We start from the raw sequence: 24058 nt of genomic DNA, 5'->3' as shown, positions 1-24058 counted from the left end.
CGCTCCCACCCCCGTTACGGGAACGACCCCCCGTTTCGGATCCCTTGGCACGACCCACTCTGCCGCCCGGGTGACCTCCGCACGCGGAATCCGAACGAATTCGGATGAGCGGTGTGGCCGGCGGGGACTACCGTCGATGCTTCCTCGCCCGACGACCCCGGGGAGCAGGCCGTGTCGCAGTTCGCCGTGCTGCCCGACCCCGGTCGGGCCCAGTCGCTCGACGAGGTCGCCGGCTGTCTGCGCCTGCTCAAGACCTGGGCCGGCAATCCGTCCTACGAGACCATCACCGCCCGCGTCAACACCCGTCGGCCGCCGGCCGGGCAGGTCGGCAAGACCACGGTCGTCGACTGCTTCCGCGCCGGTCGCCGCCGGCTCGACCCCGACCTGGTGGTGGCCGTGGTCGAGGCCCTGCACGCCGACGCCGGCTACACCAACCAGTGGCGTCAGGCGCTGCGCGTGGCCAGTGGCGAGACCCCGGGCGCGGGCGCGCAGGTGCGGGTGCTGGGCAGTCTGCCCGCCGTCCCGGCGGGTTTCGTCCCCCGTACGCCGGAGATCGCGCCCGCCGGCGTGCCGGTGTTGTCGGGCATGGCCGGCGCCGGTAAGACCACGCTGGCCGTGCACGCCGCCCACCAGATGACCGCGGCCCGCCGGTTCGACCGGGTGCTCGTGGTCAACCTGCGCGGCAGTCACGCCGACCAGCCCCCGGCCGTCCCCGACGCGGTGCTCGACGGCTTCCTGCGCCTGCTCGGCGTGCCCGGCCAGCACCTGCCGCACGGCTCGGCGGCGCGGTCCCGGGCGTTGCGCACCCGGTTGTCCGGCACTCGCGTCCTCATGCTGCTCGACGACGCGGCCGACGAGGCCCAGGTCGCCCCGTTGCTCGTGCCCGGCCCCGGCAGCCTCACCCTGATCACCAGCCGGCGCCGCCTCGACGGCCTGCCCGGCGCGCGGCCCCTGGAGGTCGGCGTGTTCCGGCCGGCCGAGGCTCGCGAATACCTGCTGGCCGCGCTGCCACCCACCGCCGACCCGGCGGCCGCCGACCGGATCGCCGCCACCTGCGGATACCTCCCGCTCGCGCTGGCCCGGGTGGTCGCCCACATGCGCGAGCGTCCGGGGTGGACGCCGGCCGACCATGCCGACTGGCTGGCCGAGCGCCGCCGGGCGGGCCGCCTCGACCCGCTGGTCCGCCAGGCCCTCGACGTCTCGTACCGGAATCTGACCGCCCCCGGCCGGGATCTGCTCCGCCTGCTGGCCCATCATCCCGGCCGGTCGTTCGACGGGCCCGCCGCCGAGGCGCTGGCCGGCGTCCCGGCCGGCGAGGCCCTGCACGAGCTGGCCACCCACCATCTGCTGATGCCGGCCGGCCCCGGCCGCTGGGCGCTGCACGACCTGGTGCGGGTGCACGCGGCCGGCCGCTCGGCCGACGAGGACCGGCGGGCCGACCGCCGGGCCGCGCTGACCAGGCTCTTCGACCACCTGCTGACCTCCGGCGCCGATCCCGCCGACCTGGCCGCGGCGGCCGGTTACGCCGAGGCCGAGGGCTGGCCCCAGCATGCGGCTCTGCTGAGTAGTTTCCAAAACGGAAAGTAGTGGGGTTCGCGGTGCTGAACCCCGGTGGCCGCCTGCTGATCGCCTGAGGCGGTCGCGCCGGATCGCGCGACCGCCCCGGGCTCCGCGGTTACGAGCGCCAGCTGTCGTTCACGGTCAGCGTGCAGGCCGAGCCGGTGTTGAGCGTGCGGTTGGAACCGGACTCCCAGGCCACCGACGAACCGTTCTTCTTGACGTACTTGTAGTCGATCGCGGTGTTGGCGGGCAGGCTGACCGTGCCGCGCCAGACCGGGTAGGCCGCCGACGACAGCGCCACGCCTCCGCCGGTGTTCCAGGCGCCCAGCTCGGCGCGGTTGCCCAGCAGGAAGACGTTCTCGCCCCAGGCGGTCGTCGCGGTGGCGGCGAAGGTCACGGCCACCGTGGAGCAGCCGCTCGGCGGCGGGGTGGTCGGGGTGCCGCCGCCGGTGGTGCGGGCGTTGACGTGCAGCGCGAGCACGCCGTTGCCGGGGACGGTCGCGGTGAACTGGCCGGAGGCGTTGACCGTGTACGCCGTACCGGTGCAGCTGCCGTTGCTGAAGTCGCCGTTGGCGACGTCGCAGTAGGTGCCGGCGGGCAGCGACGTGGTGAACGTGCGGTTCAGCGAGCCGCCGCGGTTGAAGACGGCGTACGCGTTGGCGCCGCGGCCGAAGCCGATCTGGTTGCCGCCGTTGGACCACCAGTTGGTCAGACCCGTGCCGGCGGCCGCGTTGTGGAAGGCGACCAGGTTGGCCGTCGTGCGCCACCGGTGCTCACAGGCCCAGCCGGACGAGCAGTTCACCGCGGTCGTCGTGCCGTTCGACGTGGCCGGCGGGCCGGCCTCCGGGTTGCTGAAGGTGAACGACGACATCACCGACGGCGTCCCGTACGGGTAGGCCAGCATGAACGCCTCGGCCAGCGCGTAGTTCGTGCCGTCCTTGTAGGTCAGTTTGGCCCGGCCGTTGCGCTGCGTGTCGTGGTTGTCGATGAACGCCACCGCGTCGCCACTGGACAGCAGCATCTGCGACGGCAGGTTCTGCAGCCCGGCCAGGTTGCCGTCGCGGAACGCGTTGCCGACCACGTCGCCGTAGCGGAACTCGGTCACGTCGCCGATGCCGGCGTACTCCGACGGGGTGGGCTCGCCCGCCCCGCCCTCGATGGTCTCCTGGAAGAAGTACGGGTTGCCGTTGAGCTGACCGTAGACGGCCTGCAGGTCGGCCACCGGCACATGCTTCGCCGCGTCCACCCGGAAGCCGTCCACGCCCAGGCCGATCAGGTCGTTCAGGTAGGCCACCAGCTTGCCGCGGACGTACGAGTCCTCGGTCTTGAGATCCGAGAGGTCGACCAGCTCGCAGTTCTGGATCTCCCAGCGGTCACCCCAGTTGGCGATGTCGTCGTTGCCGTTGCGGCCGCAGTGGTGGAAGTCGTTCGTCCCGAACGGCACCGCGGGGTACGCATAGTGGCTGTACGACGAGCCGGCCGAGCCCGTGCCGGTCGACGACCCGCCCGCCATGTGGTTGAGGACCGCGTCGACATAGATCTTCACGCCGGCCGCGTGGCAGGTGCTGACCATGGCGGCGAAGGCCGCCCGGTCGCCGCGGCGGGTCTGCAGCTTGTAGCTGACCGGCTGATAGTCCTGCCACCACGGATAGCCCGCGCCGGGCAGCACCACGTGCTCCTGCGGCGGCGACACTTGCACGCCGCCGAACCCCTTCGGGCCGAGCACATTTGTGCACTCCGAGGCGATGGAGGCCCACGGCCATTCGAAGAGGTGCACGATCGCGTCGCGGGCGCCGGGGTTCGCGTCCGGTTTCGCGTCGGCCTGCTGCGGCCGTCCGGTCACCACCACGACCGCGACGACGGCGGCCAGCAGAGCGGTTATGACAGGGGCGAGCTTTCTCATCGGTTCTCCTTACTTCAGGTACGGGCGGGGGCGGCCCGCACCTGGCCGGGGTGGCGACCGGGACGGCTTCTTACAACGACAGACTTCGCTGCGTGGGAACCGCAGGACCTCTACCACCAGGGACGAATCTGGTGACACGGACGTAATCCCGCGTTCACATTGGAACGGACCCTAGCAAGCGCTTGCAGAGGGTGGAAGAGTTTGCAAGCACTTACCTCGATGAATCCCCGGGGTGGCCGGGCCCAGCTGTCCCAGATCCGACCAGGCCGAGGAGGCCAAGGGCTCGTAGCGTGTCTGTGGCAGCACTGGAGGTGGCCGCCATGGATGATCGTTCCCGGTCCGGCCTGCTCACGGAGGAAAAGCCCTGGCCGGCGCCCCCGCTCCTCGCCGTTCACGTGCTCGGCCCGTTCGTCGCCGCGCTCGACGGCGTCTCGGCCGGGCCCTGGCACGGCGGGCGCAACGAGTCGTTGTTCGCCTATCTGCTCACCCACCGGCACCCGTGGCCGTCCCGGGAGAAACTGATGCACGTCTTCTGGCCGGGGTCCACCCAGGAGGCGGCCCGCAACAGCCTGAATGTCGCCCTGCACGGGGTGCGGCGGGTCCTGCGGACGGTCACCGGCCACCCGATCGTCGTCTTCCGGGCCAACCGGTACGGCCTCGACCCGGCCGTCCAGCTGTGGCTCGACGTCGACGAGTTCGACCGGCACCGGCAGCTGGCCCGCCGCCTGCACCAGGCCGGGCAGTGCGAGTCCGCGATCCGGGAGTACGAGATGGCCGACGGTCTCTATCGCGGCGAGCTGCTGGCCGACAACCCGTACGAGGACTGGCCGGTCCTCGATCGGGAGCAGTTGCGCCTGGAACACGTCGACGTTCTGGACCACCTCAGTGGCCTGTCCTTCGACACCGGGCGCTACGCCGCGGCCGCGAGCCTCTGCGCACGCGTCCTGGCCGGTGACGCCTGCCGGGAGGCCACGCATCGACGGCTGATGTTCTGTCACAGCCGGTTGGGGCAGCCGCATCTCGCCTTGTTGCAGCACCGGGTCTGCGCCACCGCGCTGTGGCGGGACCTCGGCGTGCTGCCCAGCCCGGATACGCAGGACCTCTACGAGCGGATCCGGCGCCATGAACCGGTGTGACTACTCCCAGGCGATGCCGTGCTCGCTCAGCCAGGCCTTCTCCGGCTCGGTGAGCATGTCCACCGGCGCTGCCCGGCGACCGCCCACGTGCAGCGCCCGCTCGTCGCCGGGGTGCAGGACGATCCGGGAGAAACGGGGCGGCCAGCGCAGCAGCAGCCGGCGGCCGCAACTCGGGCAGTCCCACTCCTCGGTGTCGGCCTCGCTCGACTTGATCACCCTCATCTCGTGTGGAACCACTGTCGTCTCCTGGTCACTCGGAGCGGCCCCCCAACGCGGGAGATGGTGGATTTCCCAGCGGAAACGGCTCCAAACCACTGCCGCTTAACGATGGCCGCCGTCGGTGCTAAGTCACCGGACCACGCCGCTTAAGCGCCCGCTGCGACAGTCGGCACCGTCCGAAGCGCGGGCAGCAAGGCCAGGAGGAGGCTCCCCGATGACGACCACCACCAAAGACGAGATCACCGTGAGCGCCGGCACGTCCGCACCCGCGGCGCCGGCCGCACCCAGCGCGCCCGCTCCACCCGACGAGATCCGCGACCGAGCCGCCAAGACCCGCGACGACCTGAAGGAGCGGTTCCAGTCGAGCATCCAGCGGCGCCTCGACGACCGGCAGGGCGCCATGAGGGCCAAGGCACAGGGTCTGGCCGAGGCCGGCATCGGCCAGCCCGTCGTCGGGCCGTACGTGGCGTTCGACCTCTACGCGTTCACGCCGATCCAGTTCGGCGGCCCGCCGCCCTATCAGCCCAGCAAGATCATTGCGGGCGGGGAATGGGCGGTCATCTTCGCGACGCTGTTCGTCAACCCGACGATCGACATCGCCAACGGGTTCGCCGTGCCGCCGACCGTGCAACTCGGCGGCCGCCGCTACCGGGTCGGCCTGGAGCAGATCAACCTGACCGACGTGACGGACGGCCCGGACGACTTCCGGGCGGACCGCTTCACGTCACCGGCGCCGGTCTTCACCGACCTCGAGTTCTGGTTCCAGGCCCCGATGCCCGGGCGCAAGCCCCTGCTGTTCGAGGCCAACCTGTCGGCCGACATCGTCAACGCCGGCCAGCCGTACGCGGCCTTCGCCAGCACGATCATCGACGTGGACTCGGGTCAGTTCCAGGAGAACATCCCGCTGCGCTACCTCGTGTATCCCGAGTAGAGCCCATCGAGACCGCCCGGCGCCGGCGATGACCGGTGCCGGGCGACCACAGCAAGTCGAGACCGCCCGGCGCCGGCGATGACCGGTGCCGGGCGACCACAGGAAGGGAACGGATCCATGAGCCGGGAAGTCGATCTCCGCCGCCCGATCGCGGAGCCGGACGAACAGCGACTGTCGGCACTGGCCGCCACGGTGTCGGACCGGCTGCCGGGCCCGCAGACCGCGCGGGTCGCCGCCCTCGATCGGCTGACCGGCAACGCCGCCCGGGTGGAGCTCGCGAGCGGCGAGGCCCAGCGCGGGGACTACGCCGCTCGCGCGCTCGCCCACCTGCGGGCGGTCGGGCCTCTTCTCGGGCTGACCGCGGCCCAACCGGCCGAGTTCGTGCCCGACCCGGTCGTGCAGACCACCGGCGCCGGCGCCCACACCGTCCACCTGCGGCAGCAGCACCAGGGAATCCAGGTCTTCCAGGCCGCCCAGGCGGTGGTGTTCGACCCGTCCGGCGCGCTGGCCTCGACCGCCGGCAGCACCGTGACGATCGCCGAGCCACTCGACGCCGGGCCCGGGGTGCGGGTGACCGACGCCGTCCTGGTCGCCGCTCGCCACGTGGCCCGGCCCGATCCCGACGAGCTCGGCAAGTACGACCAGTTCCAGCAGCGTTTCGTGCCGCCGGCGATCGACGTGGACTCCTTCGTCCCCCGCGTGACCACCCTCGTCGAGGGCGCCCAGGACCGCGCCGCCGTCCTCGATCCCGGCCCGTTCGCCGAGCCGATCACCGCCGCGCTGATCTGGTTCCCGTTGAGTCCCGGCGACACCCGGCTCGCCTGGCGGGTCACCCTGACCATGCCCGGCCACGCCCAGCGGTACGTGGTCGTGGTCGACGCACAGCAAGCGGAAGTGCTTTACGCCCACCAGACGGTGCTGTCCGTCGCGGCGTCGGCCGATGTGTTCCTGATCGACGGTGGCCGGGACCGGGAGCGGATCACCTTCCCCCGCGATCTGAGCGACTACCGGCTCGAGTCACCGCCCGGTCTGCCCGGCGGCTTCCCCGACCCGTGGCTGTCGGCCGACGTCACGACCGGGAACAACGTCGCCGCCCACCCGGAGGACGGCGGGGCGCCGGCCCGGGGCGGCCGGGAGGGCGACGAGGTGACCTTCTCCTTCGACCCCGGCAGCGTCGACCAGCAGGTCCTCAACGCCTTCGCGCTGATCTCGTCGGCCCACGACTTCTTCTACCTGCTCGGCTTCACCGAGGCCGAGGGCAACTTCCAGCGCGACGCGCTGGGCCGGGGCGGCGCCGGCACCGATCCGGTCGACGCCCGGGTGTACGCCCGGAGTGTGCCCGGCACGGCCACGATGGCCACCCCGGCCGAGGGCACCAGCCCAGTGCTCCGGCTCGGCGTGGTCGGCACGACCGGCCGGCACACCGCGCTCGACGCGACGATCGTCTTCCACGAGTTCTGCCACGGCGTGACCAACCGGCTCGTCGGCGGCGGCCTGGACACGCACGCGCTCGACGAGCCGCAGAGCGCCGGGATGGGCGAGGGCTGGGGAGACTTCTTCGCCTGTGTCCACGCGGGCACGGACGTCGTCGCCCGCTGGGCGGTGGACCGGCCGGTCGGCATCCGCGGTCACCGCTACGACGACCGGCACCCCGGCCACTTCGGCCGGCTCGGCCGCGAATACAGCGAGGTGCACGAGGTCGGCGAGGTCTGGTGCGCCACGCTGATGGAGATGACCCGCCGGCTCGAGTCCGAGCAGTTGGCGCTGCGGGTGGTGATGGACGCGCTGAAGCTGTCCCGGGCCAACCCGAGTTTCCTCGACATGCGCGACTCGATCCTGAGCGCCCTGGCCGGCCTGCGGGCGGCGGGCCAGTTGCCGGGCGATCGGTTCGCGGAAGCCGAACGGGCCGTCTGGGGCGCCTTCGCCAAGTTCGGCATGGGTCCAGGCGCCCGCTCCCTCGGCGCCCGGCTCCAGGGGATCGTGGCCGATTTCCGTACGCCGGAACCGGTGACCGCCGCCGCGGCTCCGATCTATCTGGTCACCGTGGTGCTCGGCGCCGACGGAGAAGTGCGGGAACGGCACGTGGCACCGGCCGCCGGCCCGGACGACGAGCCGCCACCGGAGGACGGGGGCCGCCGGGTGCAGTACTTCGTGGAGACGACCGCCCAGGTGGCCGAGGTGAGGGGTCCACGGCCGGCGGACCCGCGGCTCGAGATCGCGGGCATGACGTTCGCCTCGACCGGACAGGACCGGCTGACCGCGACGTTCAGTTTCTCGCTGACCGGCGCCGCCCATTACATCGCGCATGTCGTGGCCACGTCGGCCGATCCCGCGGAGACCCGCGTCGTGGCGACGTCGGCCGGGTCGCTGCCGCCCGGATCGCCGGGGGGCGAGGTGACGCTGGAGTTCGCCGCGCCCCCGCCGGGGCGGTATCAGCTGCTCGGCGGCATCATCGTCCCGCCCTACGACGTGCTGGGCGTCGAGGCCGGCCCGCCGCTGCGCGTGGTGCCGTGAGGACCGTTCAGGCGTCGCCCATGACCAGGCCCTCGATGGTGTGCTTCTGGGTGATCGGGGTCAGGGTGTCGACGACCGGGCAGTGCAGGTGGTCCTTGACCAGCTGGGGGAGCGTCTCCCAGTAGCCGCGGGTCACGGCCATGGCGTGCTTGTCACCGTTGGTGGCGTCGGGCGCGTCGACGCCGAGCACCAGGACGGGGCGCGACAGCTCGGACCGGTTGGCCGTGCCGCGGTGGATGGTCAGCGCCGACCGGGCCGACATGTCGCCACGCTGCGGATATTTACGCACGGCGAGCTCGTTGTAGCGGGCGTAGTGGGTCTTCGGCGGGAACATGTCGTGGCCGAACTCGGGGGAGTCGTCGAACTGGGTGCCGGGGGCGATCTCGAACGGGCCCATGTCGTCGGTGGTGTCGACGCCGGTCAGGTTGAAGGCGAGCGAGTCGAGCCGGCCCTGCTCGCGGGTGACCGCGGGCATCGGGAAGTCACGGTGCCACGGCTGGTTGACCGCGCCGGCGAACGGGATGTCGAAGCCGAGCTCGACGATCTCGTATCGCGGGCCGAGCACCGCCGTGCACACGGCGACCAGCCACGGGTGGGTCACCAGGTCGGTGAAGCCGCGCAGCTGCTCGGGGTGGATCTCGACGTAGTAGCGCTTGGGGCCGCGGCCGACCGCGCCGCCCGGCCGGTCGATGGCCTCGGCGAACGCGACCTCGATGTCCTCGCGCATCGCGTCGGCCCACTCGGGGCTGAAAGCGCCCTTCAGCGCGGTGATGCCGTCGGTGTAGATGGCGGAACGGGCAGTCTCGGCGTCCGGGAGGAAGGTCGTCATGAACTTCATGTTGCAACGTTGCATGCAACGTCGCAACCCCTAGGATGGGGGTCGTGAGTGCCAATCTCCGCCAGGTCGCCGAGCGTGCCGGCGTCTCCGTGCGCACGGTGTCCAACGTGGTGTCCGGCTTCGCGCTGGTCGCGCCCGAGACCCGCGAGCGGGTGCAGCGGGTCATCGACGAGCTGGGTTACCGGCCCAACGCCGCCGCCCGGCATCTGCGCGGCGGCCGCTCCGGCCTGGTCGCGCTGGTGCTGCCCGAGATCTCCTCGCCCTACTTCGGTGAGCTGGCCGGTCATCTGGCCGACCAGGCCGAGGCGTACGCGTGGACCCTGCTCGTCCAGCAGACCGGCGGCGACGCGGCTCGCGAGCGGGAGCTTCTCGACGGCGTACGGGCCCAGACCGTCGACGGCCTGATCATGAGCCCCTGGGGCCTGTCGCCGGCCGACCTGACCCGCCGCCCCGACAGCGCCCCCCTGGTCCTGCTGGGCGAACAGGACGCCGGCGGCCTGCTCGACCACGTGGCCCTGGACAACGAGACGGCCGCCGCCGACCTGACCCACCACCTGATCAAAACCGGCCGCCGTCACATAGCGGCCATCGGGCTCCAGCCTCACCTGGTCAACGGCACCGCCGCCCGCCGCGCCGCGGGCTACCGCCGGGCGCTCGCCGAGTCCGGCCTGCCCGCCCGCGAAATTCCGGTGGACCGCTTGCACCGAGCCGACGGCGCCGCCGCGATGACCCACCTGCTCGACAACGGTGCCGAGGTCGACGCCGTCTTCTGCTTCAGTGACCAGTTGGCGCTGGGCGCTCTGCACGTGGCTCTCGACCGTGGCCTGCGGGTTCCCGGTGACCTGGCGGTGGCCGGCTTCGACGACATCGAGGACGGCCGGTACGCCAACCCGGCCCTGACCACCATCGCCCCCGACAAGCCCGCCATCGCCCGAGCCGCCCTGACCTGCCTCGCCGACCGCCTCGCCGACCGCAACGCCCACCCCCGCCGCGTGGTCGTCCCGCACCGCCTCGAGGTCCGAGCCAGCACGGGCCGCCGCTAGGGTGCTCGAAACGTTCAGCCGCCGACTACCCTGCCGGGATGCAGAAGTCCGCGTCGCTGGCCATCGCTGAGGTCCTGGCCCATTGCGGCGGCGCGCCGGGTGAGGCCGTCGCCTACCTGACGCAGGCGATCCGCGAAGATCCCGCCGCCCCCGAGCCGTATGACCGGCTCGCCGAGTTGCGCCGCCGGTCGCCGTCCGAGGTGGCGGAGGCGGTCGCGGACCCCTCGGACCTCTGGCAGTTCGTGGCCGGCGCCTACTTCTGCTTTCTGGACGGCGACATGGACGGAGCCGCGCGGCTCCTCGGCTCGGTGATCGGGTACCGCCCGACGATCTCGTGGGCGGCCGCACCGTGGTTCGCCGACCAGCGCTTTCTCGGCGCGCTGACGGCTGAAGGGCTGGCCGACGCGTCGCTGAACATCACTGATCACGGTCCCGACATCGACGGCGAGGCGGCCCGGGAGCGGCTGCGGCCATGGCTGAGAGCAGTCGCCCTGGTGTGCGAGCGGGAACCGGCCGCCGAAGCCCTGGCGCGCATGGCGATTCTCCTGCGTGTCTGCGGACTGACGGACCAGTCGCTCGCCCTGTGCGACCAAGCCGACCTCGTTGAGCGGGTCATGATGACCGAGGTGGTCCGCGCCGGAACCTGGCGACGCCTCGGCGACCGAGGCCAGACGGTCGCGGCGTTTCGCCGGGCGCTCGCGTTGGACCCGGCGAACTGGTCTCTTTACCTCGACCTTGCGGACCTGGCGGCCGAGGAGGGCGACTACAGCGCCGCGGCTGACCTGGTGGGCCAGGGGCTCGAGCGCGACCCGGACGACATCACGCTCCGGGCCGCCGGCGCCGCTTTCCGGGTGCGCGCGACCGGCTCGGTCACCGACCTCGACCTGTTGATCGCACTGGCACCCGCACTTCCGCACGCTGGGTATCGAGACGGGTTGATCGACCAGGCGCTGGCCGCCGAGGGTCTTCCGGCTGACCGGGTGGCGGCAGCACGCCGCGTCCGCGCCCAAGCCTGACGCACTCCATCCGCCGAGGCCATCACTTGGTGGTAGGCCCCAGCTGGCATGTATCGATGTGTGTCTATTCACGGTTACGGTGTGGCCGGGCCGCCGGCCTATCGTCATCCCACTACCGGCAGACAGGACGTTCCCCCATGCGCCTCCTCGCCCGGACCCTGCTCACCGCCGCGAGCGTGCTCGCCGCGGGCCTGCTCTCCCCGGCCGCCGCCGCGGCGGCGGCCGCCGATCCCGGACCCTCGGTCGTCGGCGGTCAGCAGGCCACCGAGAACTACTCGTTCATGGTCTACACCTCGGGCTGCACCGGCTCGCTGATCAAGGCGAACTGGGTGGTCACCGCCAAGCACTGCCCGACGCCGGCCTCGGTGCGGGTCGGCAGCGTCAACCGCACCAGCGGCGGGACCGTCGTCTCGGTGCGGCGGGCGGTCAGCCACCCACGCATCGACGTGAAGCTGTTCGAGCTGGCCTCGTCGGTCAGCTACGCCCCGGCGCCGATTCCGACCGCCTCGGGGGCGGTCGGCACCGCCACCCGCATCATCGGGTGGGGCCAGACCTGTGCGCCGCGCGGGTGCGGCTCGTCGCCGACGATCGCTCACCAGCTCGACACGTCGATCGTGACCGACAGCCGCTGCGGCGGCATCGACGCGGCGTACGAGATCTGCACGAACAACACCGGCGGCAACGCCGGCGCCTGCTACGGCGACTCGGGCGGCCCGCAGGTGCGCTCGGTCAGCGGCCGCTGGAACCTGATCGGCGTCACCAGCCGGGCCGGCAACAACAGCTCGACCTGCGCCACCGCCCCCTCCATCTACGGCGACCTCCCGTCCATCCGCGCCTGGGTCAACACCCAGGTCGGCGGCCTGCCCGCCTGACGCACACCCGCCTCGCGGCCCGGCGACCACCCGTCGCCGGGCCGCCATGCTGCGCTAGCTGTGCTCCTGCGTTGGTCCGTCACCCGTCCGCCCGTCCATTCGCCGCTCGCGCGTGTGTGCGCCCGTCCGTTTTGCCGCTCGCGCGTGTGCGCCCGTCCGTTTTGCCGCTCGCGGGTTTGTGCGCCCGTCCGTTTACCGCTCCCGTGTGTGTCTGCTTGCCCGCCCGCTCTTGCGCTTGCCCGCTCCCGCGCGCGTCCACGTGTCCGCGTGTCGGCCCGCTCGCTCCCTCGTTCATTCGCTCGCTCGTTCGTTCGTTCGGGATGAGCTCAACCGCAACGAGGAAGCGCGCGAACGCGCTTGGCGGATGAGCAGACGAGCTCGTGCGGGCTCTCGAACGCGCTGACGTGGGATTGCCTGACGTGGCAGACCCGGGGATCAGCAGAGGGATCGGGCGGCCAGGCGGGCGGCTCCGGCGGCGGGGTCGGCGCCCGTGGTTGTTTTGATGTGGCGGGCTTGCAGGATCGTGTGCACCTCGTCGCGTACGGGTGTGTCCTGGGACAGCAGACTGCCGGCCAGCACGATCGGGCCGTCGGTGTGAAGCTCGTCGAGCGAGTGGACTAATGCTGCCGCGGCGGCCGAGATGATCGGGCGGGCCACGGGGTCGGCGTCTCGGGCGAGCGAGCACACCAGCGGCGTCAGGGCGTCGATCTCGGCGAACGGCAGACGTTGCGCCCACGCCACCAGGGCATCGGCCGACGGGGCGCCGACCTGGCCGGCTATCGCGGCGGCGAAAGGCGTGGACCACTGGCTGACAGCGGATCGCAGTGCCGCCAAGCCGATCCACCGGCCGGAGCCGCAGTCGCCGAGCAGCCAGCCGTTGCCGTCCACCGTGCGCACGACCGATTCCCCGGACACCTGGGCCGCGATGGCGCCGGTGCCGGCGATCAGGACGGCCCCCGACGGCGAGGAGCTGCCGGCGGCGAAGGCGGTCACCACGTCACCGACGACCACCATCGGGCACCTCAGGCCTAGAACGTTCCAGATCTTCGTGTACGCCGGCCCGTCATAGGCGGTCAGGCAGCTCGTCCCGGCGATGCCCAGCACGCCGCGCGCGACCCGGGCCGGTGGCAGCGACCCGAGCGCATCGCGCAGCGCGCTGCCCATCGCGTCGGCGGCGGCCTCGAAGCCGACCGTCAACGGGTTGCCCGGGCCGGCCGAGCCGCGGCCCAGCGGGCGGCCGTCGAGCGTGGTCACGACGGCCCGGGTCGACGTGCCCCCGGCGTCCACACCCACCACCAGATCCATGGAAGGGATCGAAACATAGGAAACAGTTATTGACTAGAGGCGTCGACGGTCGTAATTTTCATCGGCAACAGCAATCGATGAAAAGGATGTCCGACGTGACCGGTGAGAGTGGAGGCCTGCTCGGCCGTCTGCGCATCGAGGGGCCTCAGATGCCCGAGGCCCTGGCGCGCATCGCCGAGACGATCCTGGCCGACCCGGAGACCGCGGCCCACGCCAGCATCGTCGACCTGGCCGAGCGGTCGGGCACCTCGACGGCGACCGTGACCCGGTTCAGCCGCACGCTGGGATTCAAGGGCTACGCCAACCTGCGCGTCGCCATCGCCACCGAGACCGGCCGGGCCGAGCAGGCCCGGTGGGACACCGACATCAGCGGCGACATCGCGCCCGGTGACCCGCTGACCGACGTGCTCGGCGTGGTCACCGCGGCCGACACCCGGGCCATCCAGGACACGGCGGCCGGCCTCGACGTGGCCGCCGTCGAGCAGGTGGCCGTGGCCATCGCCGGGGCCAAGCGGGTGGAGATCTTCGGGCTGGGCTCGAGTGGCACGGCCGCCCGCGAGATGGCGTTCCGGCTCGAGCGCATCCGGGTGCCCGTCTGGCACCGCACCGACTCGCACACCGCGCTGACCAACGCCGCGCTGCTGCTGCCGGGGGACGTGGCCATCGGCCTGAGCCACTCCGGCCGTACGCGGGAAGTCATCGAGACCCTGGCTGAGGCGGCCGATCACGGTGCGCTGACCGTCGCCGTCACCAGTTACGGGCGGTCACCGCTGGCCGAGGTGGCCGACGTCGTCTTCACCACCGCGGTGCAGGAGACGACGTTCCGGCTGGCCGCGCTCTCCGCGCTGCACTCGCAGCTGCTGGTCCTCGACCTGATCTACGTCGCGGTCGCGCAGCGCACCTACGAGCGGACGGCCGAGGCGCTGGAACTGACCGTGCGCGCGGTCGACGCCCACCGACTGCCCGAGAAGATCCCGTCCCGCAAACGCGGGCGCCCGAAAGGACAGCCGTGAGCGTTACCAGCAACGACTACCTGGACGTCGTGAAGAAAGCCGTCGACCGTGTCGGCGGCGGTCAGCACGAGCAGAAACAGCAGGCCGCCGACCTGCTCGCCGAGGCCCTGCGCAACGGGGGAGTGATCCAGGCCTTCGGCTGCGGGCACTCCGAGGCCCTGGCCATGGAGATCGCCGGGCGCGCCGGAGGGCTGGTGCCCACCAACCGGATCGCCCTGCGCGACATCGTCCTCTACGGCGGCGAGCCGCTCGAGGCGCTGGTCGACCCCACCGTCGAACGTCAACCCGCGATCGCCCACCGGCTCTACGAACTGGCGCCGATCAAGCCCGACGACGTCTTCGTGATCGCCTCCAACTCCGGCATCAACGGCGCCGTCGTCGAGATGGCGCTGCTGGTCAAGGAGCGCGGCCACAAACTCGTCGCGATCACCTCGGCCGAGCACTCGGCCGGCGTGACGTCGCGGCACCCCAGCGGGCGCAAGCTCGGCGACATCGCCGACGTGGTGCTGGACAACGGCGCCCCGTACGGCGACGCCTCGATCCCGCTGCCCGGCGGGGGAGCAGTCGGTGCCGTCTCGTCGATCACCGCGGCGCTGCTGGCCCAGCAGATCGTCACCGAGGTCGTCGCCCGCCTGCTCGCGGCGGGGGTCACCCCGCCCGTCTACCTGTCGGACAACGTGCCCGGCGGCAAGGAACACAACGCAGAGATCGAGGCGCGGTACGCCGGGCGCATCCGGCGCACCGCATAGGAAGAGAGCCCGTGATGAACCCTGAATCCCAGGTCAGACCGTACCCCACCCGGAGAGCACTGCTGAAGACGGCCGCGACCGCGGCGATCGCCGTGCCCGCCCTGGCCGGTTGCGTCACGGCCGGCAAGGACGACGACGCACCGGCGGCCGCCGGCGCCGACAAAACCGCCGAGAACCCGCTGGGCGTCAAGGCCGACGCCCCGCTCGAGGTGGTCGTGTTCAAGGGCGGGTACGGCGATGACTACGCCGTGGCGGCCGAGACCAAATATCAGCAGAAGTATCCGCAGACCAAGATCGACCACAAGGGCCTGCAGAAGGTCGGCGAGGCGATGCAACCCCGCTTCGTCGCCGGAGACCCGCCCGACGTCGTCGACAACACCGGCGCCGGCCGGCTCGACATCGCCACCCTCGTCGGCGCCTCGCAGGTGTCCGACCTGGCCGGCCTGCTGGACGCGCCCAGCCTCGACCAGCCCGGCAAGAAGGTGCGCGACACGCTGCTGCCGGGCGTGGTCGAGGACGGCACGTTCGCCGGCAAGACCGTCGCGCTCAATTTCACGTACACGGTCTGGGGACTCTGGTATTCGAAGTCGCTGTTCACCGAGCGCGGCTGGGCCTACCCGAAGACCTGGGACGAGATGATCACGCTGTGCGGCGAGATCAAGAAGACCGGCGTCGCCCCCTGGACCTATCAGGGCAAATATCCGGAGTACATCAACGACCCGCTGCTCTCGATGGCGGCCAAGGCGGGCGGGCCCGACCTCGTCAAGGCGGTCGACAACCTGCAGCCGGGGGCCTGGAAGCAGGACGGGCTGGTGCAGGCGGCGACGGCGTTCGCCGAGCTGGCCGGGCGGGGTTTCCTGATGAGCGGCTCGGAGGCGCTGTCGCACACCGAGGCCCAGGCCGCGTGGTGCCAGAAGAAGGCGGCGTTCATCCCGTGCGGCTCGTGGCTCGAAAGCGAGCAGAAGGGGGTGGCGCCGGCCGGCTTCGACATGGTCATGGGCACTGTCCCGGCCCGCGGCGGCTCGGACAAACTGCCGGTGACCGCGGTGCAGGCCGCCAGCAGCGAGTCGTTCCTGGTGCCGGCCAAGGCCAAGAACCCGGCGGGCGGCCAGGAGTACCTGCGGATCCTGTTCTCGAAGGAGTCGGCCACGGCCTTCGCCAAGGCCAACAGCACGCTGCCGTCGGTGACCGGGGCCACCGACGGGCTCACCCTGACGTCGGGGCTGGGCTCGGTGCGCGACGCGGTCACGGCGGCCGGCCGCGACACGTTCACCTATCGATTCCGTACGTGGTACGCGCCCCTCGCCAAGGCCGTCGACGACGCGACCGGTGAGCTGGTGAACAAGCGGCTCAGCCCGGCCGACTGGGCGAACCGCATCCAGAAGGCAGCCGACCAGGTGGCCCAGGACTCCACCGTCACGAAGTTCACCCGCTGATGAAACACGGCCGCTGGCGGTTCCTGCTCGGCGCGCTGGTGCCGGCCCTGGTGCTGCACGTCGTCTTCGTGCTGTCGCCGTACGCGCAAGCGTTCTGGCTGTCGCTGACCGACTGGACCGGGGTGGCCGGCGAGGCGCAGTTCGTCGGGGCGGACAACTACGTCCGTCTCGGCGGCGACTCGCTCTTTCTCGACGCCGTCCGCAACAACGCCCTGCTGCTTCTTGTGGTGCCATTGGTGACGATCGCCCTCGGGCTGTTCCTGGCTTCGATGCTGCGCACCTCGTCGTCGCGGCTCGGCCAGGGCTACCGGATCGTCTATTTCTTCCCGCAGTTGTTGTCGCTGGTGGTCATCGCGGTGTTGTGGAGCTTCGTCTACAACCCCAACACGGGTCTGCTGAATTCGGGACTGCGCGCGGTCGGGCTCGGCGCAATGGCGCAATCATGGCTGGCCGAGCCGGCTTTCGCACTGGTCGCGGTGATGGTGGTGCTGATCTGGTCGTCGGTCGGTTTCTATGTGGTGCTGTTCAGCGCGGCCATCGAAGGGATTCCGCGGGAACTCTTCGAGGCGGCGCTGCTCGACGGGGCCGGGAAATGGGCCACCTTCTCCCGGGTCACATTGCCGCTGGTGCGCGAATCGGTGCAGGTGGCCTTCGTCTATCTGGGCATCGCGGCGCTTGACGCCTTCGCCGTGGTGCAGGTCATGACGGTGGGACCGGGCGGGCCCGACGGGGCCACCGAAGTGATCGGGCTGTCGCTTTATCGGACTGCTTTCTCGTACGGGAAATTCGGTTACGCCTCGGCCATGGGGGTGGCGCTCTTCTTCGCCACGTTGACGCTGGCGGTGCTGGCGCTGCGTTCGGGCCGCAAGGAAAGGCTGGAGCTCGCATGACGCTCCTCCAAGCTCGGCCGACCTCTCCGGTGGCGGCTCCGGCCGCCCCGAAACGGCCGAATCCGCTGCCGGGGCTGGCGATGTTCTGCTGGGCCGTGGTGACCGCGTTGCCGCTGCTGTGGGCGGTGGTCAGCTCGTTCAAGACCGACGACGAGATCCTGAACTCGCCGTGGTCGTTGCCGGCCTCACCCCAGTTCGACAACTGGGCCCGGGCGTGGACGGCGGCCAGCATCGGGCGCTACTTCTTCAACAGCCTGATCGTGGTCGGCGGGGCCCTGCTCCTGACCATGCTGCTGGGCTCGCTCGTGGCGTACGCCTTGGCTCGCTATGAATTCCGCGGGAACCGGCTGATCTATTACACCTTCGTCGCGGCGATGTTCTTCCCGGTGTTTCTCGCGCTGGTGCCGCTGTTCTTCGTCGTGCAGCAACTGGGACTGCTCGGCACCTATCCCGGACTGATCCTCGTCTACGCCGCGTACGCCGTGCCGTTCACCGTCTTCTTCCTGCATTCGTTCTTCCGGACATTGCCCAGCGAGATCGCCGAGGCGGCCGTCCTGGACGGTTGCTCGCACGGCGCGGTGTTCTTCCGCGTGATGCTGCCACTGGCCCGCCCGGGCCTGGTGGCGGTCGGCATCTTCAATTTCCTCGGGCTCTGGAACCAGTATCTGCTGCCGCTGGTTCTCAATCCCGACCCGGACCGGTACGTCCTGGCGCAGGGTCTGGCCGCCCTGTCGGTCAGTCAGGGGTATCGCAGCGACTGGAGCGGCCTGTTCGCCGGCTTGACCATTGCCATGCTGCCGGTGCTCATCGCCTATGTCGCGTTCCAACGGCACATCCGCGCCGGAATGACCGCCGGCGCGGTCAAGTAGTTCCCCATCCCCGTTCCTCTTGTAGTGGAGGAGTCTGCCCATGAAAATCGACAAACGTCGATTCTCCTTACTCGCGGTGCCGATTCTGGTCGCCGCCGGTGTGGTCGCTGTTTCCTCGGCACCCGCCTCGGCCGCCGACTGCGGCTACCTGTTCGACGACTTCAGCTACGCCTCGTCGTCCGACCCCGCCCTGACCGCCAACGGCTGGACACCCCGCAGCTATCAAGGCGGCCCGGGCGTGCCCGGTGCCAACTGGTCGCCGTCGAGCATCAGCTTCCCCACCAGCGGTGGCCAGAAGGTCATGCAGCTGACCGCTTCGACCGACGGCACGGCCGCCGGGACCAAGCACGCCGAGCTCTACTCGACCCAGAAGCGCTACCTCGAAGGCACCTACGCCAGCCGGGTCCGCTTCTCCGACACGCCGGTCAGCGGCAACGACGGCGACCACATCAACCAGACGTTCTTCACGATCAGCCCGCTCAACGGCGACCTCGACCCCACCTACAGCGAGCTCGACATCTCCGAATACCTGCCCAACGGCGGGTGGGGCGAGCAGGGGCCGATCAACTACCAGACAAGCTGGTACACCTACCGCAACGAGCCCTGGTACGCCGACAACCAGCACTCCGAGCAGCGCAGCTCGCTGGACGGGTGGCACGACCTGGTGGCCCAGGTGGCCAACGGGCACGTCGTCTACTACATCGACGGCGTGCAGGTCGGTGACCACGGTGGCAAGTTCTTCCCGCGCCAGACGATGACGATCAACTGGAACCTGTGGTTCATCGACACCGCCACCCACACGGGCGGGCTCTCGACCTACAACCAGCAGGTCGACTGGGTGATGTTCGCCAAGAACCAGGTGCTGTCGCCGGCCCAGGTGACGTCGCGGACCGGCGGCTACCGCACGGCGGGAAGCACGTTCGTCGACACGGTGGCCTCGACCGGTGGGTGCACGAACAACCCGCCCACCACTCCGCCTCCCACCACTCCGCCTCCCACCACTCCGCCGACGACGCCTCCGGCCACCCCGCCGCCGGGCACCGGGTGCAGTGACGCGCCGACGTGGGCGTTCTCGTCGGTCTACACCGGCGGCAACCTGGTCAAGCACGAGAAGAGCAAGTTCGGCGACCCGAGCGGGCCCAGGTCCGGCGACGGCGTGCACCTGTGGCGCGCCCGCTACTGGACCCAGGGCTCGGAGCCGGGCTGGACCGAGCAGTGGCAGGACCTGGGCCGCTGCTGACGCGTTAACCTGGTGGAAGCGGGGTCTTCGGGCCCCGCTTCCTCACAAGATCTTGACCCGTTCACCCGGGCGTCGTTACGTTGCGTACACAACTGCACAGCCACTTGACCGCCGCGGGAGAGCTCCCGTCCCGGCGGGGCGCCGAAGGAGCAACTTCTCCCTCAGAATCTCTCAGGCACCCGTACCGCGATGGTCAGGCAACTCTGGAAAGACGGGCCTCCCGCGGGCCCGCGCCCAAGGTGCAAGCTGCCCGACCGGCGGTGAAGCTCTCAGGCCCCATGACAGAGCGGGGGAGCGACCTTACTAAGGAGCTTCCGCATGGCTGTGTCCGTTTTCGACCTGTTCTCGGTGGGCATCGGCCCGTCCAGCTCGCACACGGTCGGCCCGATGCGTGCCGCCCGCATGTTCGCCCGCCAGCTCGACGACCGCGCGGTCTCGGTGCGGGCCGAGTTGTTCGGCTCGCTCGGCGCTACCGGGCACGGACACGGGACGCCCAAGGCGGTGCTGCTCGGGCTCGAAGGCTCGGACCCCGAGACCGTCGACGTCGCGGGAGCCGACGCCCGGGCCGCCCACATCCACAGCCGTGGCCGGCTGACGCTGCCGTGCGGGGCGGAGGTCGAGGTCGACGTCGTGCTCCACCGCCGCCGGACGCTGCCCGGGCACCCCAACGGCATGACCTTCACCGCCTTGTCGGCGACCGGCGACGAGCTCCTGCGGAAGACTTACTTCTCGGTCGGTGGCGGATTCGTCATCTCGGAGGGTGGGGTCCCGCGCCCGGCCGGCGTCGAGCTGACCCACCCGTTCGCCAGTGGCGGTGAGCTGCTGGCGCTCACCTCGTCGACCGGGTTGTCGATCTCGCGCCTGATGCTGGAGAACGAGACCGCCTGGCGTTCCCCCGATTCCGTACGGTCGGGTCTGCTCCAGATCTGGCGGGTCATGCGGGAGTGCGTGGCGGCGGGGCTCGACGCCGAAGGGGTGCTGCCCGGCGGTCTCAAGGTGCGGCGGCGGGCGGCGGCCACGGCCCGGCAGCTGCGGGCGGCCGGGAAACCGCTGGAGCACTCGATGGAGTGGCTCACCGCCTACGCGATGGCCGTCAACGAGGAGAACGCGGCCGGGGGCCGGGTCGTCACCGCACCCACGAACGGCGCGGCCGGGATCATCCCGGCGGTGCTGCACTATTACACGGAGTTCGTGCCCGGCGCGGACGACGAAGGTGTGGTCCGCTTCCTGCTGGCGGCCGGCGCGATCGGACTGCTGTTCAAGGAGAACGCCTCGATCTCGGGCGCCGAGGTGGGCTGCCAGGGCGAGGTCGGCTCGGCCTGCGCCATGGCGGCGGCCGGCCTGGCCGAGGTGATGGGCGGGACACCCGAGCAGGTCGAGAACGCAGCCGAGATCGGCATGGAGCACAACCTGGGGCTGACTTGCGACCCGGTGGGCGGGCTGGTGCAGATCCCGTGCATCGAGCGCAACGGCATGGCCGCGGTCAAGGCGGTCACCGCGGCCCGGATGGCCCTGCGCGGCGACGGCCGCCACCACGTCTCCCTCGACAAGGTCATCAAGACCATGAAGGAGACCGGCGCCGACATGAAGGTCAAGTACAAGGAGACCGCGCGCGGCGGCCTGGCCGTCAACGTCATCGAATGCTGACCGGTTGTTCGTGACGTGAACATCACAGTGTGTGGCTCCGGGTTGATTCCGTTTGCCAGGATCACCGCGTGCCCCGTATCTCGTCCGACCTGCGGCCCACCGAGCAGCAGCCCAGGGGCCTGACCGCTGGGCGGTCGGGCTGGTGGGCGCGGTTGCGGCTGCCGATCGTGCTGGTGGCGGCGGTGGGGCTGGCGGTGTTCGGGCTGCACGGCCGCTTCCCCGATCCGCGCGAGTTCCTGCGGGCGCTGGCCGGGGCCGGCTTCTGGTGGCTCGCGCTCGCGGTGACGTTGCAGGTGGTCTCGCTGGCCGCGTTCGCCTGGCAGCAGCGGCAGATCCTCCGGGCGTTCGGCGTCCGGCTCGGCCTGCGCTTCACCATGGCGGTGACCCTGTCCCGCACCGCGATCTCCATCTCCATGCCGGTCGGCTCCGCGGTCTCGGCCGGCTACGCGGGCAAGCAGTACCTGCGCGCCGGTGCCTCCAAGGAGATCGCCGCCGCCTCGATGATCGTCTCCGGCCTGGCCTCGATCGGCGGCCTCGCCCTGCTCTACGTGGCCGGCGGCGCGGTCGTGCTGACCCGCGACCCGCACCTGCTGGCCGGCCCGGAGCCGCTGGCCGTGATCGCCGGTCTGGCCGCCCTGACGACCGCCGCCGTGCTGGCCGGCCGCCGGCTGATGCGCCGCCCCACCGCCGATCCCGGCCCGGCCCGGTCCGAACCCGACAACCGGGTGGTCGCCTTCCTGCGCCGCACGCTCGCATCGGCCCGCGAGGCCTGGCACGCCGGCGCCTCGCTGCGCGCCCGGGAATGGGTCGTCGGCGTCCTCTACTACGCCGTCAACTGGCTCACCGACCTCCTCTGCCTGGTCGCGACCTGCCGGGCCCTGGGTCTGCCGGTCGGCATCACCACCCTGGCCGGCATCTATCTGGGCGTGCAGATCGTCCGCCAGGTCCCGCTGACCCCGGGCGGCGTCGGCGTCATCGACACCGCCCTGGTGGCCGGCCTGACCGCCGCCGGCGCTACCACCGCGACCGCCGCCGCCGCGGTAGTCGTCTATCGCCTCATCTCCTGCTGGCTCCTCCTCCCGGCCGGCGGCGCCGCCGCCCTCTGGCTGCGCCGCGAAATCACCCCCGAGCCGCTCCGTCCGGTCCCGCCGGGCTGATCTGCCTGCTCAGCTCACGTTGCCGGGGTCAGCTCGGGTTGGCGGGTCGCTCGGGTTGCCGGGTGGGCTCGGGTTGGCGGCTGGCTCGGGTTGCCGGTCGCTCGTGTCGCTGCCTCAGCTCGTGTCGCTGCCTCAGCTCGTGTCGCTGCCTCAGCTCGCGTTGACCCCCGGCTTGCTTGCGCTCGGCATTTGCGCCGACCGCCCGTGCCGCCTGGTTTGGTAGCCGCTCGGCGGTGGCCCGGATGCGGTGTTTCACGACTGTTTTCGGCGGCGGTGGGCGGCCTTGGCGCGGGCGCCGTCGGGGCGGGGCATGCCGCCCATGCGGAGCAGCACACCGCGGCGGGTCTCGGCGGCGAGCCGGGTTTGCGGATGTCCGCTGCCCAGACCGGCGACCAGTCGGTCGACCGTGTCGTCGAGCAGCTTGCGGGCGGGCATCAGGGCGCCGGCGGCGACCAGGGACCGGGCCAGCTCGTGGGCGCAGCGCAGCGTGTCCGGGTGGTCGGGGCCGAGCACCTCGCGCCAGCCCCGGTGCAGCTCGGTGGCGATCGTGCGGGCCGGGCGGGCCTTGCCCCGGTGCAACAGGCTCACCACCAGTTGGCAGGCCGCCGCCCGGAGCGCGGCGTCGTGACTGCGGGCCGCGCCCGACGCGATCAGGTGCGGCGCGAGTGCGGCCCAGCGTGGCCACACCGACGGCTCGGACACGTCCTCGGGAACGGCCGCGGCGACCAGAGCACCCGCGTACGCCCGGCAGACCGCTCCCGCCGCCTCGCCCAGATCGTCACGGACCGCCTCGCGCACCGGGTCGGGCACCCGCAACCCACCGGCGTTGCGCTGCGCCAGCCCGCGCTCGACCAGAGCCGCGACCAGCCCGTTGAACTGGATCCGGGCCACCCCGCCGAGCGGCCGGGGCAACCGGTCGAGCGACCGCGTGAAAACGTCGACCGGCACCGGGGCGCGGTGCAGCACCGAACAGAGGCACAGCAGCTGCGCGGCCGCTGGATTCCGGTCACCGAGCGCCTCCAGGGCAGCGCCAAGGTCGTCGGGCGGCGCGGCCTGCTCCCGCTGTCTCGGCACGCCGGTCGTCGGCTCCCCAGCCGGCGCCCCGCCTTGAGAGCTGCGCAACCGAGCCCCGAGCGACGCGACGCCGCCGGTCGAGACGACGCCGCCGGGCGATGCGATGCCGCCGGACAACGCAATGTCGCCGGTCGAGACGATCCCGCTGGGCGACGCGGGGTTGCCGGGTGATGCGATGCCGTCGGCCGGGGTGATGCTGTCGGCTGGCAGGCGACCGGAGGCAGTAACGGCGGCGCCAGTGGTCCGGTCCGGAGGTCCGGCCGGCTCGGCGGCGTCCTGCGGCGGATCGTCCCCGGCGCGCGGCGAAGGCAGGGTCGGCGGTGGACGGACGGCGGGTGGCTCGGTGGCCGGGACGGACTCGGGCGCCCCCATGACGGCAACCTCCTCGGGCGGGGCGGGATGCGCGTACGTCATGGGTCTACAGCGGCCGGGACGGGGCCCACCGCCCGCCCGGTCGGCCGCGGATCGCCGCGTGGGGGAGTGGCTCGAGCAAGCTTTCGCAGGTCCGCGAGCCATCGAGGATGATCGTCGCCGGCGTGATGCAGGCCGCATCCGCACGACGGCCGGCCGGCCGGCTCACCGCTGTCCATCGATCGGGTGACGGATATTCCCTGTTCGTGGGGTCGGGATGCATGGCCGCGACGTT

General features: G+C 71.4%; 20 protein-coding genes and 2 riboswitches. Of the genes, 15 read left to right on the top strand and 5 right to left on the bottom strand.

Annotation, left to right across the window (positions count from 1 at the left end):
* The first annotated feature begins 171 nt into the window (after positions 1 to 171).
* Positions 172 to 1587, top strand: a complete 1416-nt coding sequence (locus NAG42_RS09090) for an NB-ARC domain-containing protein (RefSeq protein WP_250029409.1) — start codon at positions 172 to 174, stop codon at positions 1585 to 1587.
* A gap of 88 nt (positions 1588 to 1675) precedes the next feature.
* Here NAG42_RS09090 and NAG42_RS09085 read toward each other — a convergent pair whose 3' ends face one another.
* Complete coding sequence (locus NAG42_RS09085; RefSeq protein WP_250029408.1) at positions 1676 to 3463, bottom strand: carbohydrate-binding module family 20 domain-containing protein; 1788 nt, start codon at positions 3461 to 3463, stop codon at positions 1676 to 1678.
* Between the two features lie 320 nt (positions 3464 to 3783).
* Between NAG42_RS09085 and NAG42_RS09080 the strand changes: the two genes are divergently transcribed.
* Positions 3784 to 4599, top strand: a complete 816-nt coding sequence (locus tag NAG42_RS09080; protein WP_250029407.1) for an AfsR/SARP family transcriptional regulator — start codon at positions 3784 to 3786, stop codon at positions 4597 to 4599.
* On the opposite strand, the gene NAG42_RS09075 is transcribed toward NAG42_RS09080, so the two are convergent.
* On the bottom strand, positions 4600 to 4815 hold the full coding sequence (locus NAG42_RS09075) for a hypothetical protein (protein WP_250029406.1): 216 nt from the start codon (positions 4813 to 4815) through the stop codon (positions 4600 to 4602). It abuts the gene before it with no gap.
* Between the two features lie 217 nt (positions 4816 to 5032).
* Between NAG42_RS09075 and NAG42_RS09070 the strand changes: the two genes are divergently transcribed.
* Positions 5033 to 5749 carry a hypothetical protein gene (locus NAG42_RS09070; RefSeq protein WP_250029405.1) on the top strand — a complete coding sequence of 239 codons (717 nt, stop codon included), beginning with the start codon at positions 5033 to 5035 and terminating at the stop codon, positions 5747 to 5749.
* Between the two features lie 117 nt (positions 5750 to 5866).
* A complete protein-coding gene (locus NAG42_RS09065) occupies positions 5867 to 8263 on the top strand; it encodes a M36 family metallopeptidase (protein ID WP_250029404.1) in 2397 nt (798 codons plus the stop codon).
* A gap of 7 nt (positions 8264 to 8270) precedes the next feature.
* Here the strand turns inward: NAG42_RS09065 and NAG42_RS09060 are convergent, their stop codons facing one another.
* On the bottom strand, positions 8271 to 9092 hold the full coding sequence (locus tag NAG42_RS09060; protein WP_250029403.1) for a phytanoyl-CoA dioxygenase family protein: 822 nt from the start codon (positions 9090 to 9092) through the stop codon (positions 8271 to 8273).
* Between the two features lie 53 nt (positions 9093 to 9145).
* Between NAG42_RS09060 and NAG42_RS09055 the strand changes: the two genes are divergently transcribed.
* From NAG42_RS09055 to NAG42_RS09045, 3 genes are all read left to right on the top strand, one after another.
* Positions 9146 to 10144, top strand: a complete 999-nt coding sequence (locus NAG42_RS09055; protein WP_250029402.1) for a LacI family DNA-binding transcriptional regulator — start codon at positions 9146 to 9148, stop codon at positions 10142 to 10144.
* A gap of 38 nt (positions 10145 to 10182) precedes the next feature.
* The gene (locus NAG42_RS09050) at positions 10183 to 11160 is read left to right on the top strand and encodes a tetratricopeptide repeat protein (RefSeq protein WP_250029401.1); all 978 of its coding nucleotides are present in this window, start codon (positions 10183 to 10185) and stop codon (positions 11158 to 11160) included.
* Between the two features lie 137 nt (positions 11161 to 11297).
* The gene (locus NAG42_RS09045) at positions 11298 to 12032 is read left to right on the top strand and encodes a S1 family peptidase (RefSeq protein WP_250029400.1); all 735 of its coding nucleotides are present in this window, start codon (positions 11298 to 11300) and stop codon (positions 12030 to 12032) included.
* 435 nt (positions 12033 to 12467) lie between these two features.
* Here NAG42_RS09045 and NAG42_RS09040 read toward each other — a convergent pair whose 3' ends face one another.
* Positions 12468 to 13337, bottom strand: coding sequence for an N-acetylglucosamine kinase (locus tag NAG42_RS09040; protein WP_250029399.1), 870 nt, complete (start codon positions 13335 to 13337; stop codon positions 12468 to 12470).
* An 86-nt stretch (positions 13338 to 13423) separates the two neighbouring features.
* On the opposite strand from NAG42_RS09040, the gene NAG42_RS09035 reads away from it, so the two are divergent.
* From NAG42_RS09035 to NAG42_RS09000, 8 genes are all read left to right on the top strand, one after another.
* On the top strand, positions 13424 to 14350 hold the full coding sequence (locus tag NAG42_RS09035; protein ID WP_438872383.1) for a MurR/RpiR family transcriptional regulator: 927 nt from the start codon (positions 13424 to 13426) through the stop codon (positions 14348 to 14350).
* A complete protein-coding gene (locus tag NAG42_RS09030) occupies positions 14347 to 15099 on the top strand; it encodes a sugar isomerase domain-containing protein (RefSeq protein ID WP_250029398.1) in 753 nt (250 codons plus the stop codon). The genes NAG42_RS09035 and NAG42_RS09030 overlap by 4 nt, the downstream gene beginning before the upstream one ends.
* Positions 15100 to 15113: 14 nt before the next feature.
* Positions 15114 to 16535: an N-acetylglucosamine/diacetylchitobiose ABC transporter substrate-binding protein gene (gene ngcE, locus NAG42_RS09025; protein ID WP_250029397.1), complete on the top strand. Its 1422-nt coding sequence runs from the start codon at positions 15114 to 15116 to the stop codon at positions 16533 to 16535.
* Positions 16535 to 17425, top strand: coding sequence for a carbohydrate ABC transporter permease (locus NAG42_RS09020; RefSeq protein WP_250029396.1), 891 nt, complete (start codon positions 16535 to 16537; stop codon positions 17423 to 17425). Before ngcE ends, NAG42_RS09020 begins: the two co-directional genes overlap by 1 nt.
* The gene (locus NAG42_RS09015; RefSeq protein WP_250029395.1) at positions 17422 to 18294 is read left to right on the top strand and encodes a carbohydrate ABC transporter permease; all 873 of its coding nucleotides are present in this window, start codon (positions 17422 to 17424) and stop codon (positions 18292 to 18294) included. Before NAG42_RS09020 ends, NAG42_RS09015 begins: the two co-directional genes overlap by 4 nt.
* Before the next feature lie 40 nt (positions 18295 to 18334).
* On the top strand, positions 18335 to 19534 hold the full coding sequence (locus NAG42_RS09010; protein ID WP_250029394.1) for a glycosyl hydrolase: 1200 nt from the start codon (positions 18335 to 18337) through the stop codon (positions 19532 to 19534).
* 104 nt (positions 19535 to 19638) lie between these two features.
* Positions 19639 to 19731, top strand: a riboswitch (glycine riboswitch).
* A riboswitch (glycine riboswitch) is annotated at positions 19732 to 19829 on the top strand. It begins immediately after the preceding riboswitch.
* Between the two features lie 23 nt (positions 19830 to 19852).
* On the top strand, positions 19853 to 21181 hold the full coding sequence (locus tag NAG42_RS09005; RefSeq protein WP_250029393.1) for an L-serine ammonia-lyase: 1329 nt from the start codon (positions 19853 to 19855) through the stop codon (positions 21179 to 21181).
* Between the two features lie 68 nt (positions 21182 to 21249).
* Complete coding sequence (locus tag NAG42_RS09000) at positions 21250 to 22338, top strand: lysylphosphatidylglycerol synthase transmembrane domain-containing protein (protein ID WP_250029392.1); 1089 nt, start codon at positions 21250 to 21252, stop codon at positions 22336 to 22338.
* Between the two features lie 252 nt (positions 22339 to 22590).
* On the opposite strand, the gene NAG42_RS08995 is transcribed toward NAG42_RS09000, so the two are convergent.
* A complete protein-coding gene (locus NAG42_RS08995; RefSeq protein ID WP_250029391.1) occupies positions 22591 to 23826 on the bottom strand; it encodes a tetratricopeptide repeat protein in 1236 nt (411 codons plus the stop codon).
* Between the last annotated feature and the right edge of the window lie 232 nt (positions 23827 to 24058).

It is taken from the genome of Paractinoplanes maris (assembly GCF_023544465.1).
GTDB lineage: Bacteria > Actinomycetota > Actinomycetes > Mycobacteriales > Micromonosporaceae > Actinoplanes > Actinoplanes maris.
This window is presented reverse-complemented; position numbering and strand designations above follow the sequence as displayed.